This window comes from Mesorhizobium sp. L-2-11, assembly GCF_016756595.1.
GTDB lineage: Bacteria > Pseudomonadota > Alphaproteobacteria > Rhizobiales > Rhizobiaceae > Mesorhizobium.
Genome location: NZ_AP023257.1, coordinates 6,443,159 through 6,458,693, shown reverse-complemented (window position 1 = coordinate 6,458,693; position 15,535 = coordinate 6,443,159). Strand labels below are relative to the sequence as shown.

The 15,535-nt window shown below is 59.8% G+C and carries 12 protein-coding genes and 5 pseudogenes; 9 read left to right on the top strand and 8 right to left on the bottom strand.

The window, feature by feature from the left end; genetic code table 11:
* Positions 1 to 3: 3 nt before the first annotated feature.
* A pseudogene (locus tag JG739_RS36560) lies at positions 4 to 147 on the top strand (LysR family transcriptional regulator); the annotation flags it as partial.
* Here JG739_RS36560 and JG739_RS30670 read toward each other — a convergent pair.
* The 4 genes and pseudogenes from JG739_RS30670 to JG739_RS30655 form a co-directional block, all read right to left on the bottom strand.
* A pseudogene (locus JG739_RS30670) lies at positions 134 to 1,338 on the bottom strand (beta-ketoacyl-[acyl-carrier-protein] synthase family protein). The pseudogenes JG739_RS36560 and JG739_RS30670 overlap by 14 nt on opposite strands.
* Positions 1,339 to 1,634, bottom strand: a pseudogene (locus JG739_RS30665) (acyl carrier protein). It lies immediately after the preceding pseudogene.
* 290 nt (positions 1,635 to 1,924) lie between these two features.
* Positions 1,925 to 2,833, bottom strand: a complete 909-nt coding sequence (locus JG739_RS35755) for a hypothetical protein (protein WP_244749644.1) — start codon at positions 2,831 to 2,833, stop codon at positions 1,925 to 1,927.
* Positions 2,834 to 3,482: 649 nt separating this feature from the next.
* Positions 3,483 to 3,872 (bottom strand): hypothetical protein, encoded by a 390-nt coding sequence (locus tag JG739_RS30655; RefSeq protein ID WP_080511923.1) that lies wholly within the window; start codon positions 3,870 to 3,872, stop codon positions 3,483 to 3,485.
* A gap of 57 nt (positions 3,873 to 3,929) precedes the next feature.
* Between JG739_RS30655 and JG739_RS30650 the strand changes: the two are divergent.
* Positions 3,930 to 4,144: pseudogene (locus JG739_RS30650) on the top strand (MFS transporter); the annotation flags it as partial.
* Between the two features lie 119 nt (positions 4,145 to 4,263).
* On the opposite strand, the gene JG739_RS35750 reads toward JG739_RS30650, so the two are convergent.
* A complete protein-coding gene (locus JG739_RS35750; RefSeq protein WP_202362419.1) occupies positions 4,264 to 4,449 on the bottom strand; it encodes a hypothetical protein in 186 nt (61 codons plus the stop codon).
* On the opposite strand from JG739_RS35750, the gene JG739_RS35745 reads away from it, so the two are divergent.
* Together JG739_RS35745 and hemN are read left to right on the top strand one after the other, a co-directional pair.
* Complete coding sequence (locus JG739_RS35745; protein WP_342216469.1) at positions 4,361 to 4,879, top strand: hypothetical protein; 519 nt, start codon at positions 4,361 to 4,363, stop codon at positions 4,877 to 4,879. The two genes, JG739_RS35750 and JG739_RS35745, sit on opposite strands and share 89 nt — an antisense overlap.
* 274 nt (positions 4,880 to 5,153) lie before the next feature.
* Positions 5,154 to 6,446: an oxygen-independent coproporphyrinogen III oxidase gene (gene hemN, locus JG739_RS30640; RefSeq protein ID WP_202364605.1), complete on the top strand. Its 1,293-nt coding sequence runs from the start codon at positions 5,154 to 5,156 to the stop codon at positions 6,444 to 6,446.
* 4 nt (positions 6,447 to 6,450) lie between these two features.
* Here the strand turns inward: hemN and tnpC are convergent, their stop codons facing one another.
* The 3 genes from tnpC to JG739_RS30625 all read right to left on the bottom strand — a co-directional run bounded on the left by tnpC (position 6,451) and on the right by JG739_RS30625 (position 8,895).
* Positions 6,451 to 8,091, bottom strand: a complete 1,641-nt coding sequence (gene tnpC / locus JG739_RS30635; protein ID WP_183445373.1) for an IS66 family transposase — start codon at positions 8,089 to 8,091, stop codon at positions 6,451 to 6,453.
* Positions 8,092 to 8,167: 76 nt separating this feature from the next.
* Positions 8,168 to 8,512 (bottom strand): IS66 family insertion sequence element accessory protein TnpB, encoded by a 345-nt coding sequence (gene tnpB / locus JG739_RS30630; protein ID WP_183445374.1) that lies wholly within the window; start codon positions 8,510 to 8,512, stop codon positions 8,168 to 8,170.
* Complete coding sequence (locus tag JG739_RS30625; RefSeq protein ID WP_183445375.1) at positions 8,509 to 8,895, bottom strand: transposase; 387 nt, start codon at positions 8,893 to 8,895, stop codon at positions 8,509 to 8,511. The genes tnpB and JG739_RS30625 overlap by 4 nt, the downstream gene beginning before the upstream one ends.
* A gap of 441 nt (positions 8,896 to 9,336) precedes the next feature.
* On the opposite strand from JG739_RS30625, the gene JG739_RS30620 reads away from it, so the two are divergent.
* From JG739_RS30620 to JG739_RS30595, 5 genes and pseudogenes are all read left to right on the top strand, one after another.
* Positions 9,337 to 10,149, top strand: a complete 813-nt coding sequence (locus JG739_RS30620; protein ID WP_010913531.1) for an arylamine N-acetyltransferase family protein — start codon at positions 9,337 to 9,339, stop codon at positions 10,147 to 10,149.
* Between the two features lie 268 nt (positions 10,150 to 10,417).
* Positions 10,418 to 10,909 (top strand): annotated as a pseudogene (locus JG739_RS30615) (Tn3 family transposase); the annotation flags it as partial.
* Positions 10,910 to 11,273: 364 nt separating this feature from the next.
* Positions 11,274 to 11,570 carry a co-chaperone GroES gene (gene groES / locus JG739_RS30610; protein ID WP_010913529.1) on the top strand — a complete coding sequence of 99 codons (297 nt, stop codon included), beginning with the start codon at positions 11,274 to 11,276 and terminating at the stop codon, positions 11,568 to 11,570.
* 65 nt (positions 11,571 to 11,635) lie between these two features.
* Complete coding sequence (groL, locus tag JG739_RS30605) at positions 11,636 to 13,294, top strand: chaperonin GroEL (RefSeq protein ID WP_096453558.1); 1,659 nt, start codon at positions 11,636 to 11,638, stop codon at positions 13,292 to 13,294.
* Between the two features lie 550 nt (positions 13,295 to 13,844).
* Positions 13,845 to 15,338: an NAD-dependent succinate-semialdehyde dehydrogenase gene (locus JG739_RS30595; protein ID WP_202364604.1), complete on the top strand. Its 1,494-nt coding sequence runs from the start codon at positions 13,845 to 13,847 to the stop codon at positions 15,336 to 15,338.
* Positions 15,339 to 15,535: the final 197 nt, after the last annotated feature.

Here is a 15,535-nt window from a genome sequence, read left to right as displayed (position 1 = left end):
CCCCGGCTTGTCCAGCTTCCGCTGCCACTTGGCGCATTCACCGAGGCGGTCCAAGGGCACGTCCTTCACAATCGTGATCCGGCAAGCATTTGGAAACGAGAGATAGAGTTACTGGAGGCATCTCGCATGCCTTCTACACTTGCTTGAACGCCAGAACTGCGTTCATGCCGCCCATGGCGAAAGCGTTGCTCAGTGCCACGCGCACCTTGCGCTCGCGCGCCACATTGGGCGTGACGTCGAGATCGCAATCGGGGTCTGGCTCGCGATAGTTCGCGGTCGGCGGCACAATGCCCTCCTGGATCGCCATCACGGAGGCGATCATTTCAAGTGCGCTCGCTGCGCCCAGGCAATGCGCGTACATGGACTTGGTGGACGAGACAGACATCGAATAGGCATAGTCTCCGAAGACGCGCTTGATCGCCGCCGTCTCAGTCTGATCGTTGGCCTTGGTGCCGGTGCCGTGGGCGTTTAGGTAGTCCACGTCCTCCGCATTCAGCCCGGCGTCGGCAAGGCAAGCGCGGATCGCGGCCTCCGGCCCCTCGACAGACGGCGCGACGATGTGGAAGGCGTCGCCGGAAAGGCCGATGCCTGCGATCTCGGCAAGGATTGTGGCACCGCGCACGGCGGCATGCTCATAGCTTTCCAGCACGGCCATGCCCGCACCCTCGCCTATCACCACTCCCTTCCTGTCGGAGAAGGGCCGGCACGTATCTGGAGCGAGCGCGCGCATTGCTTCCCATGCCTTCATCTGAAGGCATACGAGCGGCGCTTCGGCGCCTCCGGCAAGCATCACGTCGGCCCGGCCGAGCTTGATCTGATCCGCGGCCGAAGCGATCGCATGGTTGGCTGATGCGCATGCGGAGGCGATGGCAAAGACCGGGCCGCGCAGGCCGAGACTCACGCTGACCTGGCTGGCAGCGGCGCTCGGCAACCCCCTTGGTGCAGTGTAAATGCCAGCACGCTTCGCGCCGCCCAAAAGGAGGTCACGGTAGGTTTCTTCGACCGTTCCCCAGCCCCAGCCGCAGACGCCCACTGTCGCGCCGAAGCGATACGGATTTCCCTTATCGCAGGAAAGTCCGGCGTGCTGCATGGCTTCACGCGCTGCAAGCACAGCGAGCAAGCTGTGGCGGTCCATAGAGACGAGCTGGTTGCGGCCGATGTCGTGCTCGGGCAGCTCCTTGATCTCGGTACCGACAGTCCCCTTCATCTCATGAAGCGCGGAAGTGACCATCGGGCGGATGGCGGAGCGACCTTCGCGCATCTCTTTCCAGATAGAGGCGGCGTTGTTGCCTAGCCGCAAAGCCCCCCTATCCCAGTAATGACGACTCGCCTGTCCAATCAGACCTCCTTCGCGAGCAAACCGCGGACGGCTTCCACCATGTCGCCGACATTCTTGAGATTCGACCAGGCGTCAGCCGCGTCATGTCGATCTTGATGTCGTAGGCCTGCTCCACATCCCAGAGGAGATCCGCCAGACCCAGCGAATCGACTCCGAGCGAGGTCAGTTCCGTGGCAGTCGTTATTTCGCCGATGGTGGACACACTCTCGCCGCTCTCCGATTCGACGCGGTTCCCTGTTGCGCCGCTTTCGGTCGCGTGGCTCAGGGGCTTCGCAGCCCCGCCGGGAATGGTCATCAGCCGCTTCACGCCTTCATCCGCGAGAGCCGAGCGGGCAACATCGCGTTCGATGACCTGGAGGTGGGACCAGATGATCCGTGAGGGGAACGCCACGCCGGCCTGGCTCGCCAATGACTTCAATGCCAACCGTCGGCATAGAGCGGTCCGGTAAGCTTGGCGCCATTGTCATTGGCGAAGCCTTCGGCGAGCACCTCGATTTCGTCGAGGCCGGCCGCGATAGCCCGCTTCACCCGAGCGGGACGCAGGGCAGTGGCGTTGCGGACAAAAAAGCCCGCGGCCCGCGCCCGTCATCCCGTTTTGCCAAGCGAAATGTCGTCGAGGTCCTCTTCGATCACCCCAGCCGCGTATAGCTGATCGAGCAAGTCGGCGACTGCAAGGACGCTCGCTCCGTCCATGGCCCGCATAATCAGCTCCGAGGCTGTACAGTTCGCGCTCGCGATTAGATGGCCAATGGGAATCGGAACCACCCCGTCGAGCACTCGATGCTCACTGTTGCGTGAGCGGAGATGGAAGCAGTGGTCCCCTGCCTCGTATTGCAGGTCTCCGCGGAAGCGAATTGGCCGGTTGGGAGGGGGGCTTTCGAGCATATTCTCGTCGATGATGCTATCGAGACCTTCCCGGAACTCGTCGGGCGCGCTGAAGAAACGTTGAGCCACGATTCGGTACCCGAGAGGCCAGCGTTCGCTACCCGGTACCGGCGTCACCAGTTGTAAACGTCCCTGCCGCATGTTCACGAGAAAGCCAGAAACACAGGCGATTGTCGTGGGACAGCCCTCCGGCACGGCGATTGCGGCGTCTTTGCCGGCTGCCCTGAGTTTCTCCTTCCGCGCTCGTGCGCGCCCGGTGAAAGCCTTTGCGGTCGGCCCGTCCTTGCCCTGCAGGATGAGTTCGACCCCCATCAGGTCCTCGGGCGAAAACGCCGCGTGTATCTGATTAAGATGGTCCGTGCTTAGCACTGAGAAACGATTGGTCACGCGACCGTAGCGTTCGAACAGTTCGAGCACGCGGTTGGTGAGTGCCTGATCCTTGAGCGGGGCCGCCGTCGTCGTTTGTGGCAATTCGCCCGTGATCTGATGGTAGTCGAACAGAAAACGGTCGTACTCCGGGTTGTCGATCGGGTCTGTGCCCAGTAACAGAAGCCAGTGCGGACTGCCGAACCAAACATTTCGCTCGCCGCACGGAGCACGCCGCGCCAAACCTCTGCATGCTCCTCAGTGTATTCATAGTAACCTTTGAAGGTACCCGCCGAGAGGCCACAGAACCAGCAACCGACGGTGCAGCCTTCGCTCAGCTCGAAAGCGATGACAGAGTGCGCGATTGACGGCGCCAATTCGCCCATTTCGTCGTTACAGCGCCGGATTTGGCGCTCGCGCCAGGCATGAAAGCGAGGATTGATAGTCGACATTTCGCCTTGGCCGCGCAGGAGGTCGCGATGGCGCAACATCTCCCGCGTATACTCATCCCACATCATAGCCAGCGGCCACGGGGCAGACTCCGGCTTGAAGCGATACTTCAGGTAGTCACCGCACCAGAGCGGCAGCATCTCCATTGGGTCAACTTCGATGCCGTATCGCGCGGTCACTATCCGAGGGTTGTCGAGGTTCTCGGAAAGCGCCGTACGGAATTTCCCATCACCGGCCAGCCGCTCCATGAAGCGCTTGATATGTGACAAACTGCGCCGTTCCTTAGGCGTGCGCCGATCAAAAATCTGCCGCCAGCGTTCGCTCCGAGGGTAGAGATGAGCCCTTGCAGCGGTCCCTTGTCCGCCTGATGGCATTATCTCGTTGACAAGCTTTGCGATCATGTTCTCTTCAGACCGGCTCCTTCGAGCCAATGCGATCAGAGCTAGCTCGCGACAGCTACAACTATCACAACAACGACAACGACCGCGACCGCGACCGCGACCGCTGCAGTTTTTCCATCGACTTTAACAGGGCTCATGGACGTACACGGAGCGCAATTAGCCAACGCATTGGTGTGTACAAGGCTGGTCAAGGTCGAAACACTCGAACCACCCTTGCGGCCCGCAGTCGCGCGAAGCTTCTTGCTATTTGGTTTTTCTCGGCTGTTCGATCGGATAAAACCTTTAACCTCGTCGAGTGTGATGTTGTAGTCGAGGTCCTTTGCAAATTCTACAATCGATGCAAGCCCTCCAGCACGCCGTTTGAGGTTTTCAAGCGGACTGCCTTTTTTTCCCAACTCGTTGATGAATCGCTCTACGTCAGCTCGCGCCATAGCTAATTCCCGCCTCTGCTCAGTGTCCGAGCTATCCAGCCATCTCGCTCTCACAAGCGATCTCTGATTTTCGGCTTGGCCAGCATTTCCATACTGGCGCTGCTCCCTCTCGTCGTCCGGAATCAATTGAAGAGCGGACGGATCGTCTACGGCATTTTATTGGCGGCTTCGGCACCGGTGCTTTCATCGCGGGCATGAGCAACGGCTACCTGAGGCGAATCACGTCTCAAAACAAGCTGGTGGCGTTCGCCTCTGTCGCTTGGGCAGCATGCTCCCAAGCGACAAGCGTGTCGCGCTTGCGACAATTACGGTGCGACTTATCCTAGACGGCCGCCCACCGCCCCAGAATAATCCATTGAATTCAAGCGTGTCTTACTGGCACAGCTCTTGCCTAGAAGAGGCGAAGCGGTTCATTTCCATCGCTTCGGCTACGTTTTTCGAGGCTTTCGAAAGAGCTAACCATCAGCAGTACATCTATGAACAGCTTAATGACGGCGACGGCCTTAGCTACGGCGACCGCCATGACGGCTTCCGCCCAGCCCCAGATGACCACCATCGCCAAGGCGATCGGTTCCAACCCCAACGAGGCTCCTAACGATGCCACCGACCCCCGCGCCTATCTGAACGAGGTCGACGACGTCGAGGCGATGACCTGGGTCAGGGCGCATAACCTATCGACCGTCAATAAGCTGTCGAAAGATCCGCGCTACAGAGAATACCAAGCCGACATTCTGAAGATCCTACAGGCCACCGATCGTATTGCTTCGCCCGGCCTTGCGCAAGGCGACATGATCGACAACTCTGGCAGGACGGGACGCACGTGCAAGCCTTGTGGCGGCGTGCGAACTGGGAATCCTACAGGTCAGGCAAGCCGCAATGGCGCACCATCCTCGATGTCGATGCACTGTCCAAGGCCGAGGGCAACCTGCAGGGATACGCCCGCCGTTACGCCCTCGAATACACCCACATGTCTCAAAAACTCATGGACAATAGTGCGCAAGCCTTAGGACCGTGTGGATTGAAGCGAGATGAAGCCGGCGGCGAGGGCGGAGACGTGGCGCGCACTACGGGTGGAATCGAACACCTGCACCAGATGCGCCGACCAAATCCGCCCTTCGCCAACAGCGCCCCAATAAAGCGCACCCGTGCGCGCTTCCATGGAGACTATTGTACACAGGCTAATTGGCACGACGGAAATACAAGTTGCGCCGCGACAGTTGAAGATCAGAGACATAGGAGAGCGCGGCAGGTATGGAGCTAACATCAAGATGAGAAACGGCTATGCTACAGACAAAACATAGCGAGGCGTGCCTGCCTTGGTATTTCAATTATCCAACTGCACCGCAGTTCTCCGCAGCGATCGGCGCGGAGGCCTATGGGGAATGGCTCGGCGGCCTATCGGCTAACGATCCCGTATCGCTCTATATCCATATTCCGTTCTGCCGGTCGATGTGCTGGTATTGCGGCTGCCCTACTACCATCACCCAGCGGGACCCGCCGAACCAAAATTACGTGGCGGCGCTGCGCGGCGAGATCCATTTGGTCTCAGAGCTAACGCCGCAGGCGCTGCCCGTGAGCGACGTGCACTTTGGCGGCGGAACGCCCACGCTCCTTGAGCCAACGGAATTCCTCGCCTTGACGGAGCTTCTACGCCGCCGCTTCGCGTTCAGGCAAAAGACCGCCATCGCCGTCGAGATCGATCCGCGCACGTTCACCGCGGAGATGGCCGAAGCCTTAAGTGCAGCCGGGGTGAACCGCGCGAGCCTCGGCGTGCAAAGTTTCGACCCCAGTGTTCAAAAAGCGATCAATCGTATCCAGAGTGTAGAGCAGACGGCGACTGCCGTCGAAAACCTGCGCCAGCAGGGAATAAACCGCATTAACATCGATCTCATCTACGGTCTTCCCAATCAGACGATGCAGTCCTGCGTCCAGACCGCCACGGTGGCGGTGGCGATGCGCCCGCAGCGGATTGCCGTGTTCGGATACGCTCACACGCCGTCTTCTAATAAACATCAGCGCCTCATCGAAAAGGCAGGACTACCGGACAGCGCTGCCCGCGCCGAACAAGCTGCGGCCGTCGCCGAGACGCTGGTTGCTGCCGGCTACCGAGAGATTGGGGTCGACCACTTCGCCTTGCCGGACGACGAGCTCGCATTGGCTCAGAAAACCGGTCGCCTGCGGCGCAACTCCCAAGGTTACTCTGCCGACACCTGCAAAACCCTGATCGCCTTTGGTGCGTCGGCTATCGGGCGTGTTGGAGAGGGTTACGTCGAGAACGCAGGCGCGCTGGAGGCCTATAGTCAGCATATCGCAGCTGGTCGCTTGGCAACGTCGAAGGGCTACCGTCTCATCGGCGAAGACCGCGTCCGAGGCGCAATCATCGAGCGACTGATGTGTGATCTCGAGGCCGACGTACCGGCAATCTGTGCCGCCCACGGATTTGATTGGACCCATTTTCTCGATTCAGCTGAGCGCTTGGCGATGCTGGCCGACGACGGGATAGTGGACGTCGAGAATGGCTTCATCCGCGTGCGGCATGGCCATCGCATTTTGCTTCGCTCTGTTGCTGCGTAAGCGGTCAGCCGATAACGTCAGGCCTAAAGTTCCAAGGCATGAGCATTTCGATTTCGGATGCCGGCCAGCCTTGAGCGATGCGGGTCAAGGTCTGCGAGAGCCAGTCGAGCGGATCGACGCTGTTCATTTTGCAGGTTTGCAGCAAGGTGGCTACCGTCGCCCAGGTTCGTCCACCGCCGTGGCTGCCGGCGAATAGACTATTCTTTCGCGTGATCGTCTGGGGCCTGATTGCACGCTCGACGATATTGGAGTCGATTTCGATGCGACCGTCCATCAGAAAGCGTTCCAGCGCCTCCCGCCGGGTGAGCGCGTAGCGGATCGCCTCGGCGGTCTTGGATTTTCCGGAGACCTTGCCCAGTTCCGCTTCCCATAGATCGAAGAGGCTCGCGACAATGGCCACGGACTTTTCCTGACGTAGCGCGGCGCGGCTTCCGGCATCCTTGCCGCGGACCTCGTCCTCGACCTTCCACAATTCGGTCATGGCGATGATCGAATCCGTCGCGGCCTGCGAGACCCCGCTGATGTGCAGGTCGTAGAATTTGCGCCGCAGGTGAGCCCAGCACCCGGCGAGCCGGATTGTTTCATTGCTGCCGGCTTTGGCCCGTGCCTTGACCAGGTTGGTATAGGCCGAGTAGCCATCCACTTGCAGGATACCGCTGAATCCGGCGAGGTGGCGCGCCACGCAATCCGCACCTCTGCTGTCTTCAAAACGATAGGCAACCATTGGCGGACTGGTTCCGCCATAGGGTCGGTCATCCCGTGCGTAGGCCCACAACCAGGCTTTCGTGGTTTTCCCGGAACCAGGGGCAAGGGTGGGCAAGGTCGTCTCGTCGGCGAAGACCCTTTCGCCCTCCTTGATGCGCTCCAGTATGTAATCAGCAAGCATCTGCAGCTCGAAGCCCAGATGCCCCATCCACTGCGCCATCAACGACCGGCTGATCTCGACGCCGTCGCGCAGATAGATCGCCTCCTGCCGATAAAGCGGGAGGCCGTCGGCGTATTTGGAGACGGCGATATAGGCGAGCAGCCGCTCCGTCGGCAGCCCGCTTTCGATGATGTGCGCCGGCGCCAGAGCCTGGACCACGCCGTCACGGCCCCGGAAGGCGTATTTGGGACGGCGCGTGACGATGACCTGGAACTTCGGCGGCACGACGTCCAGCCGCTCGGATCGATCCTCGCCGATCAGAACCTTTTCAAGCCCCTCGCAGTCGGCCGGGATTTCCGGCTCGACGACCTCCTCGATGCGTTCGAGGTGGGCAGCAAAGCCCTTGCGCGGACGCGGGGCGCGCTTCGGCTTGTTCCCGACCGCGCGGTCGAGTTCGCTCCGGATTTCCGAAAGGCCGGTCTCGACCTCTTCGAAGGCAAAGGAGGCCTGCTCGTCGTCGATGGCCAGGCGTAGCCGCTCGGAACGCGTGCCATGTTGCGTGCGCTGTAAAACTTTCAGGATTGACGTGAGATTGGCGATCCGCTCGCTGGCGCTTTTCTCGACAGCTTTCAGCCGGGCGACCTCCGCCTCAGATGCTGCGATCCGAGCGTCGGCGACTGCGATCCGGGCCTCGCTTGCAGCCTGCTCGCGAGCCATGGAAAGGATCATCGCCTTCAGCGCATCAACGTCGTCGGGAAGGGCAAGACCCGGTAGAACCATGGCAAGCAACAGAGCACAAAAACAGCCGCTTTCCCAACCGTTCCAGCCGCATGATTCATCTTGCCGCAGGCCGGTTTCAGCCCGTCGATAACGGCCGCCTGACCCTGGCCGGACGAATCTTTTTCCAGTCCAGTCCGGCCAGAAGCGCCATCAACTGGGCGTGGTCGAGACGCATGCGCGCGGCCGATATCCCCGGCCAGCAGAAGCTGTGATCTTCCAGAGTCTTCGAATAAAGACAAACCCCGCTGCCGTCCCACCACACGATGCGAACCCGGTCCGCACGCTTCGAACGGAATACGTGAAGTGCCCCCGAGAATGGGTCCAGGCCGCCATCCCTGACCAGCGCCATCAAAGATGCCGCGCCCTTGCGGAAGTCGACCGGCTGGCACGACACGTAAACCACCACACCGGAAGCGATCATGCCTTACGAACCGCGCGGATGATCCTCGCCAGGCGATCGGGATCGACATCGCCGCCGGCGCGCACCACTGCGTCGCCAATGACGATTTCCACCGTGTCGCTGCCCACCGCTTCAAAGCGCGTGAACTTCGCCGGCTTGCTCGCTCCCTCCGTCAGTGGCGCAACCATGCCCGACGAAAGCGCCTTGCGGCGCCACGCATAGAGCTGCGAGGGGTCCAGCCCCTCGGAACGCGCAACCGCCGAGACATTGCCCCCTGGCGAGAACGCTTCGGCGACAAGCCGTGCCTTCTCTTCGTCCGACCGATGGCGCGGCTTGCGTCGGGACGGCACAGGCTCCGCCGTCAAAATCTCGAATGTTCGATGATGGCTCATACTGTCGCTCATAGGATTCTCCGCATGATTCATGCTGAAAATGAGCGATCAACCGCCTGCACGCTACGTGGGGACGCCTACGCGCTTACGTTGCTGCCGCGTTCGACGCTTATCTCGACCAATCGTAGTGAGCCACAGCGAGTCACCATGAGCGGAGGCCTGAGAAGGTCGACTGTTGCAATCCGCTGTGGATCGGAAGTCCTTTGTGTACCCGTTTTTGCAGCACCGTGATGTTCAGTGCCCTGTACGAGCAATGCCCGCGTTTCCGGATCACGAGGGGTATTTGCAGCGCTCGAAACGCCGCTTTGGTTCAGTGCGAACACGAGGAATGGTCGGCATGTTCACTTCTATAGGGGGAGATGGCCACCTTACTCTGCTCCGTGAACCCTGGGACGTCATCGCGCTTTCGGCAGGCGTTCAACGAATACGAATCCTAGGTGTTAAGGACATCCCATGGCATTCAATATTGCGATCTATCTGAATCGTATCGGCCTTGCTCGAGTGCCGACAACGGTCGACGGTCTTGTTGCCCTTCAGCAGGCTCAAATGCGCGCGATTCCCTTTGAAAACATCGATGTGCTGTTGGGTGATATACCCAATCTGACTGAGAATTCGATCTGGGCCAAACTGATCAATGCCCGGCGAGGGGGGTATTGCTTCGAATTGAACAAGTTGTTTGGCTTGGCGCTCGAAGCACTCGGTTTCACGATCCAGCCCATCCTTTGCAGAGTGCGTATGGGTGCTGCGGAGGGTGGGCCACGCACACACCAGGCATTCATCTTAACCATCGAGGGCGTCGACTGGCTCGCCGACGCTGGCTTCGGTGGTCCAGCACCGATTGCACCGCTACGGATCGATACAGAGGAACTGCAAACAGCTGGCCGTGACGTGTTTCGCCTGCGAGCTGACTCCGCCAGCGGAGAACTCGTCGTTGAACGCAAGAACGGGAATGAATGGTTCCCTCTTTATGGTTTCGATCGAGCCACCGCCTTGCCCTCAGATTTTGAGGGCGCCAACTTCATCTGCGCTCGCTGGGACCGTTCGCCGTTTCCATCCAGCCTCATGATGAGCGTGCTGACAGCCGAAGGGCCTGCGAACTTGTTCAACAAGGATTTCAGCTTGATTCGGAACCAAATTGAGGAAACAGAAACCCTCAAAACGAAGAGCGAACTGCAGCGAGTCTTGTCCGATGTTTTTCGGCTGCACCTTCCTCGGTCCACGATTGATTCGTTGTGGGAAAAGCTTGGGTCGCGTGGACGGGTATAGGAAAGAAGGCCGTCAAGCCTTGCACTGCGGCGGTTTTCAGCAGTCGGATTTGCCCTTTTTGCAGGCACCGTGTGTGGCATCACTCGAAGCCCCATACGTAAATGACCCTGCTCGCTTAAGACCGCTCACCAGCCGTCAGCGGTGGCAGCCAATCGGCAGCTCTAACCATGATCTCCGAATTGGAAAGGTGAGCGTCGGTTACGGTGTCGCCACAAGCGATCAAGCATACCAGTCGACCCAGCATCAGGCTGCGCTGCCGTGTCCACCGCGCGCTACTAGCGCTCACCAGATCGGCTGGATGAGAACCTTCCATGCCCGGTCGGAGACCTATCGCGCGGCGCAAGCATGCATCACCGATGCGCACACCCGGCATCCACATTCTCGATTTTGGGGCAATGGAACGACCGCGTCATCCGATGGGCAGTTCTTTCGCGCGAGCGACCGAGCGGCGAAGCGCGGCGACGTCAATCTGCACTATGGCAGCGAGCCGGGCTCGAAGTTCTATAGCCATCTGTCAGATCAGTACGGCTACTTCAGCATCCTGCCGATCAGCCCGACCGAAAGCGAGGCAGCCTATGTGCTCGATGGGCTGTTCGACCAGGACACGATCCTCGACATCCAGGAACACTTCACCGATACGGGCGGCGCGAGCGATCACGTCTTCGGGCTGTTTGCCCTGATCGGCAAACGCTTCGCGCCGCGACTACGCAACCTCAAGGACCGGAAGTTCCGCACGTTCTCCGAAGCGATGAGCGCTCCTTTTGGCGATGCAACCCGAGGTTAGGGATGAATTGCAAAAGGCTCAAGACTGTTCGGCTGGCCGTCGATTCCGGCCGACTGCTCGGCCGTTAATTTCACATAATTTCACATTCCAAATAAGACACAAAAGTCGGCCCAAAGCTTACGGCCGAAACGCGCGTAGGCAGTGGGATTGCGCCGTAAATGGGGGTCCGGCTTCCGCGCCGATTCCACATCTTTTGCCCTCCGGTCCGTCCCCCCGCCCGTCTTGACTAAGTACGAACCTACAGCCTATCTCACGATCATCTTAGCACTCCCCAATAGCGAGTGCTAACCACCCTCCGGCAACGGAGAACCTTTCAACCTGCGCACCAGGGATAGTAAAAATGGCACAGTCGAATTTGCGGCCGCTTCATGACCGCGTGGTCGTTCGCCGAGTCGAATCCGAATCCAAGACCGCCGGCGGGATCATCATACCCGACACGGCAAAGGAAAAGCCGCAGGAAGGCGAGATCATCGCCGTCGGTTCCGGCGCCCGCGACGAAGCCGGCAAGCTCGTTCCGCTGGACGTCAAGGCCGGCGACCGCATCCTGTTCGGCAAGTGGTCGGGCACCGAAGTCAAGCTCAATGGCGAAGACCTTCTGATCATGAAGGAAGCCGACATCATGGGCATCATCGGCTAACACGCCGCTGCCTTTCATCCGTACCATCCAATCTGAATTTCGGGCGAAATGCCCAGGAGTACAAAATGGCTGCCAAAGACGTAAAATTCTCCCGTGACGCCCGCGAGCGCATGCTGCGCGGTGTCAACATCCTCGCCGACGCGGTGAAGGTGACGCTCGGCCCCAAGGGCCGCAACGTCGTTATCGACAAGTCGTTCGGCGCCCCGCGCATCACCAAGGACGGCGTCACCGTCGCCAAGGAAATCGAGCTTGAAGACAAGTTCGAAAACATGGGCGCACAGATGGTCCGCGAAGTTGCTTCGAAGACCAACGACATCGCCGGTGACGGCACCACGACCGCAACCGTTCTGGCGCAGTCGATCGTCCAGGAAGGCCACAAGGCTGTTGCCGCCGGCATGAACCCGATGGACCTGAAGCGCGGCATCGACCTCGCGGTTAGCGACGTCGTCTCGACGCTGATCAAGAACGCCACGAAGATCAAGACCTCGGAAGAGGTTGCCCAGGTCGGCACAATCGCCGGCAATGGCGACGAGTCGGTCGGCAAGATGATCGCGGAAGCGATGCAGAAGGTCGGCAACGAAGGCGTCATCACGGTTGAGGAAGCCAAGACCGCCGAGACGGAACTCGAAGTCGTCGAAGGCATGCAGTTCGACCGCGGCTATCTCTCGCCCTACTTCGTCACCAACGCCGACAAGATGGTTGCCGATCTCGAGGACGCCTACATCCTGCTGCACGAGAAGAAGCTCTCCAACCTGCAGGCGATGCTGCCGGTTCTCGAAGCCGTCGTGCAGACCTCGAAGCCGCTGCTCATCATCTCGGAAGACGTCGAAGGCGAGGCCCTGGCCACGCTGGTCGTCAACAAGCTGCGTGGCGGTCTGAAGATCGCCGCCGTCAAGGCGCCGGGCTTCGGTGATCGCCGCAAGGCCATGCTGGAAGACATCGCCATCCTCACCGGTGGCCAGGTCATCTCGGAAGACCTCGGCATCAAGCTCGAGAACGTCGGCCTTGACATGCTCGGCCGCGCCAAGAAGGTGTCGATCTCCAAGGAGAACACCACCATCGTAGACGGTGCCGGCAAGAAGGAAGAGATCCAGGGCCGCGTCGCCCAGATCAAGCAGCAGATCGAGGAGACCACCTCGGACTACGACAAGGAGAAGCTGCAGGAGCGTCTCGCCAAGCTCGCGGGCGGCGTTGCGGTGATCCGCGTCGGCGGCGCGACGGAAGTCGAAGTCAAGGAAAAGAAGGACCGCGTTGACGATGCGCTGAACGCGACACGCGCAGCCGTCGAAGAAGGCATCGTTCCCGGCGGCGGCGTTGCCCTGCTGCGCGCTTCGCTGAGCATCAACGCTGTCGGCGCAAACTCCGACCAGACCGCTGGCATCAGCATCGTGCGTCGTGCGCTGCAGGCTCCGGCCCGCCAGATCGCGGCCAACGCCGGCGCGGAAGCCTCGATCGTTGCCGGCAAGATCCTTGAGAACAAGGGCGCGACCTTCGGTTTCAACGCCCAGACCGGCGAATATGGCGACATGATCGCCATGGGCATCGTCGATCCGGTCAAGGTCGTGCGCACGGCTCTCCAGGACGCGGCCTCGGTCGCCGGCCTGCTGGTCACCACCGAAGCCATGATCGCGGAGGCTCCGAAGAAGGAGTCGGCTGGCGGCGGCGGCATGCCTGGCGGCATGGGCGGCGGCGGCATGGGCGGCATGGGCGGCATGGATTTCTAATCTAGCCTCTATCAGCTTTCGGATACCGAGAGGGCGGCACCGACGCCGCCCCCTTTTTTTGGGACGGAGCCGGTCGGAAAAGGTTTGGGCTCGCGTGATATTATCGTGCGCGCGCCTACACGGCCACACTACATCGTCGCAGTGGAGCTTTCGGGTGGCGTACTGAACAAACATGGCTTTGTGCGCGACTATCAAGACTTAGCAGCGCTTAAGCCACTACATCGATGGCACGTTCGACCATGGCGGTAGGTTTTCGATATGCCTGGTATGAGCGGCCGTGGAAGCCGCTCAAAGAATGATACCGCAGTGCTGTTGCCAACGTCGGCGATTTCGATGATCGACTCCGCCTATGCCAGCTCTTCACGAGCTCTATCCGCGCTTGCCTGTTATGGAGCGAAAGCCTTAGCGCGACTCGTGATTGAGGCTGTCATTGCTATGGGCTAATCAGTCGGGAAGCTGCGCTTGCAATGACCGAGGGCCGGAACGATCTCGTCCGATCATCTGGCACAAGTTGTGCTTATTAGTACGTTGCGAAGCTAGTAACTTAACCATGAAGGGGGACGACGGTTTGACCGTGACACAGTCGCTGACGAGACGTCTCAAAAATCCCGAGCTATTTGACGATCTGGCCGGTGTGCCTGGTCGGAAGGCGGAGCAATCCACGAGGCGTTTTTCGGTGTTCAATCCCTCAACGGGCGAGCTGTTGGCTGAGCTTCCAGATATGGATGTCCGGGACGTTTCCAAGGCAATCGATAAGGCTGAAGCTGCGCAGGAACATTGGGCGGCGCTCACCGCGCGCGAGCGCTCCGACATCTTATGGGAATGGCACCAACTGATCCTCGACCACAGCGAGGATCTTGCAGCCATTTTGACGGCTGAAATGGGTAAGCCGCTTGCAGAGGCGAAGTCTGAAATCGCCCATGCCGCAGCCTACCTCCAATGGTATGCCGAGGAGGCCAATCGCATCTATGGCGAGACGATTTCGCCGCCTTCTAACGACAGGCGTATGCTGGTAATCAAACAGCCGATCGGTGTTGTCGGCGCCATTACTCCTTGGAATTTTCCCGCCTCGATGGTGGCTCGCAAGATTTCGCCTGCGCTTGCTGCCGGCTGCGCGATTGTTCTGAAACCCGCGGAGCAAACACCGCTTGTCGCGGGTGCTATGTTCACGCTTGCCCGGATGGCAGGTTTTCCCGATGGCGTTCTAAACTTGATCTACGCATCGGAAGGCGATGCGGTTGGGCGTGAACTTTGCTCGAACCCGAAGGTCCGCAAGATCAGCTTCACTGGGTCGACCGAGGTCGGGCGGCTGCTCATGCGGGAGTGTTCGGATCAGATCAAAAGAACCAGCTTCGAACTTGGTGGTAACGCTCCTTTCATTGTTTTTGATGATGCAGACGTCGACGCTGCCGTCGATGGTGCGCTACAGGCAAAGTTTCGGAATGCAGGCCAGACCTGCGTTTCAGCCAATCGGCTTTACGTACAGTCCAGCGTGTATAATGAATTCTGCGACAAATTCACCAAGCGCGTCAGTGCATTGCGCGTCGGTGACGGTTTCGAGCCAGAAGTTGCGATCGGTCCCCTGATCGATAAGTGCGCGCTTGCAAAGATTGAAGATCATATTCGCGATGCTGTGCGGCAGGGTGGGAAGATCCGTTGCGGTGGCAACCGTATCGGCGAATCGGGAACCTTCTTCGAGCCCACGGTGATCACCGACGTCGAAAGGTCAATGCGGGTCGCTCAGGAAGAAACCTTCGGACCGCTGGCTCCCATAATCCGCTTCAACGATCCCGACCAGGTGGTGCGCGAGGCGAATGACACGATTTACGGTCTTGCAGCCTACTTCTACGCTTCCAATCTAAAGCGCGTGTGGCGCGTGGCTGAAGCCCTCGAATACGGAATGGTCGGCATCAATACGGGACGCATGTCATCCGAGGCCGCACCCTTTGGCGGAATGAAGCAATCAGGGATCGGTCGTGAGGGGTCGCGCCACGGCCTCGAGGATTATCTCGAAATGAAGTACCTGTGCATGGGTGGGCTATAATCCCACAGCATCCGCGTCCCATTGACTTCGCCCTGATAATCCGCCGCGGCCATCGATGGAATGGTGGCCTTCGATCAAGGCCCAGCGTAAAACCTTGATGCTGTCATCCTTGCCTTCGGCCGCGTTCACCGATCCCTGATTGACACGTGCTTGCCATGTGCCGCTTCAATCCGCCGGGAGTGGTTTGTCCTGTCTCG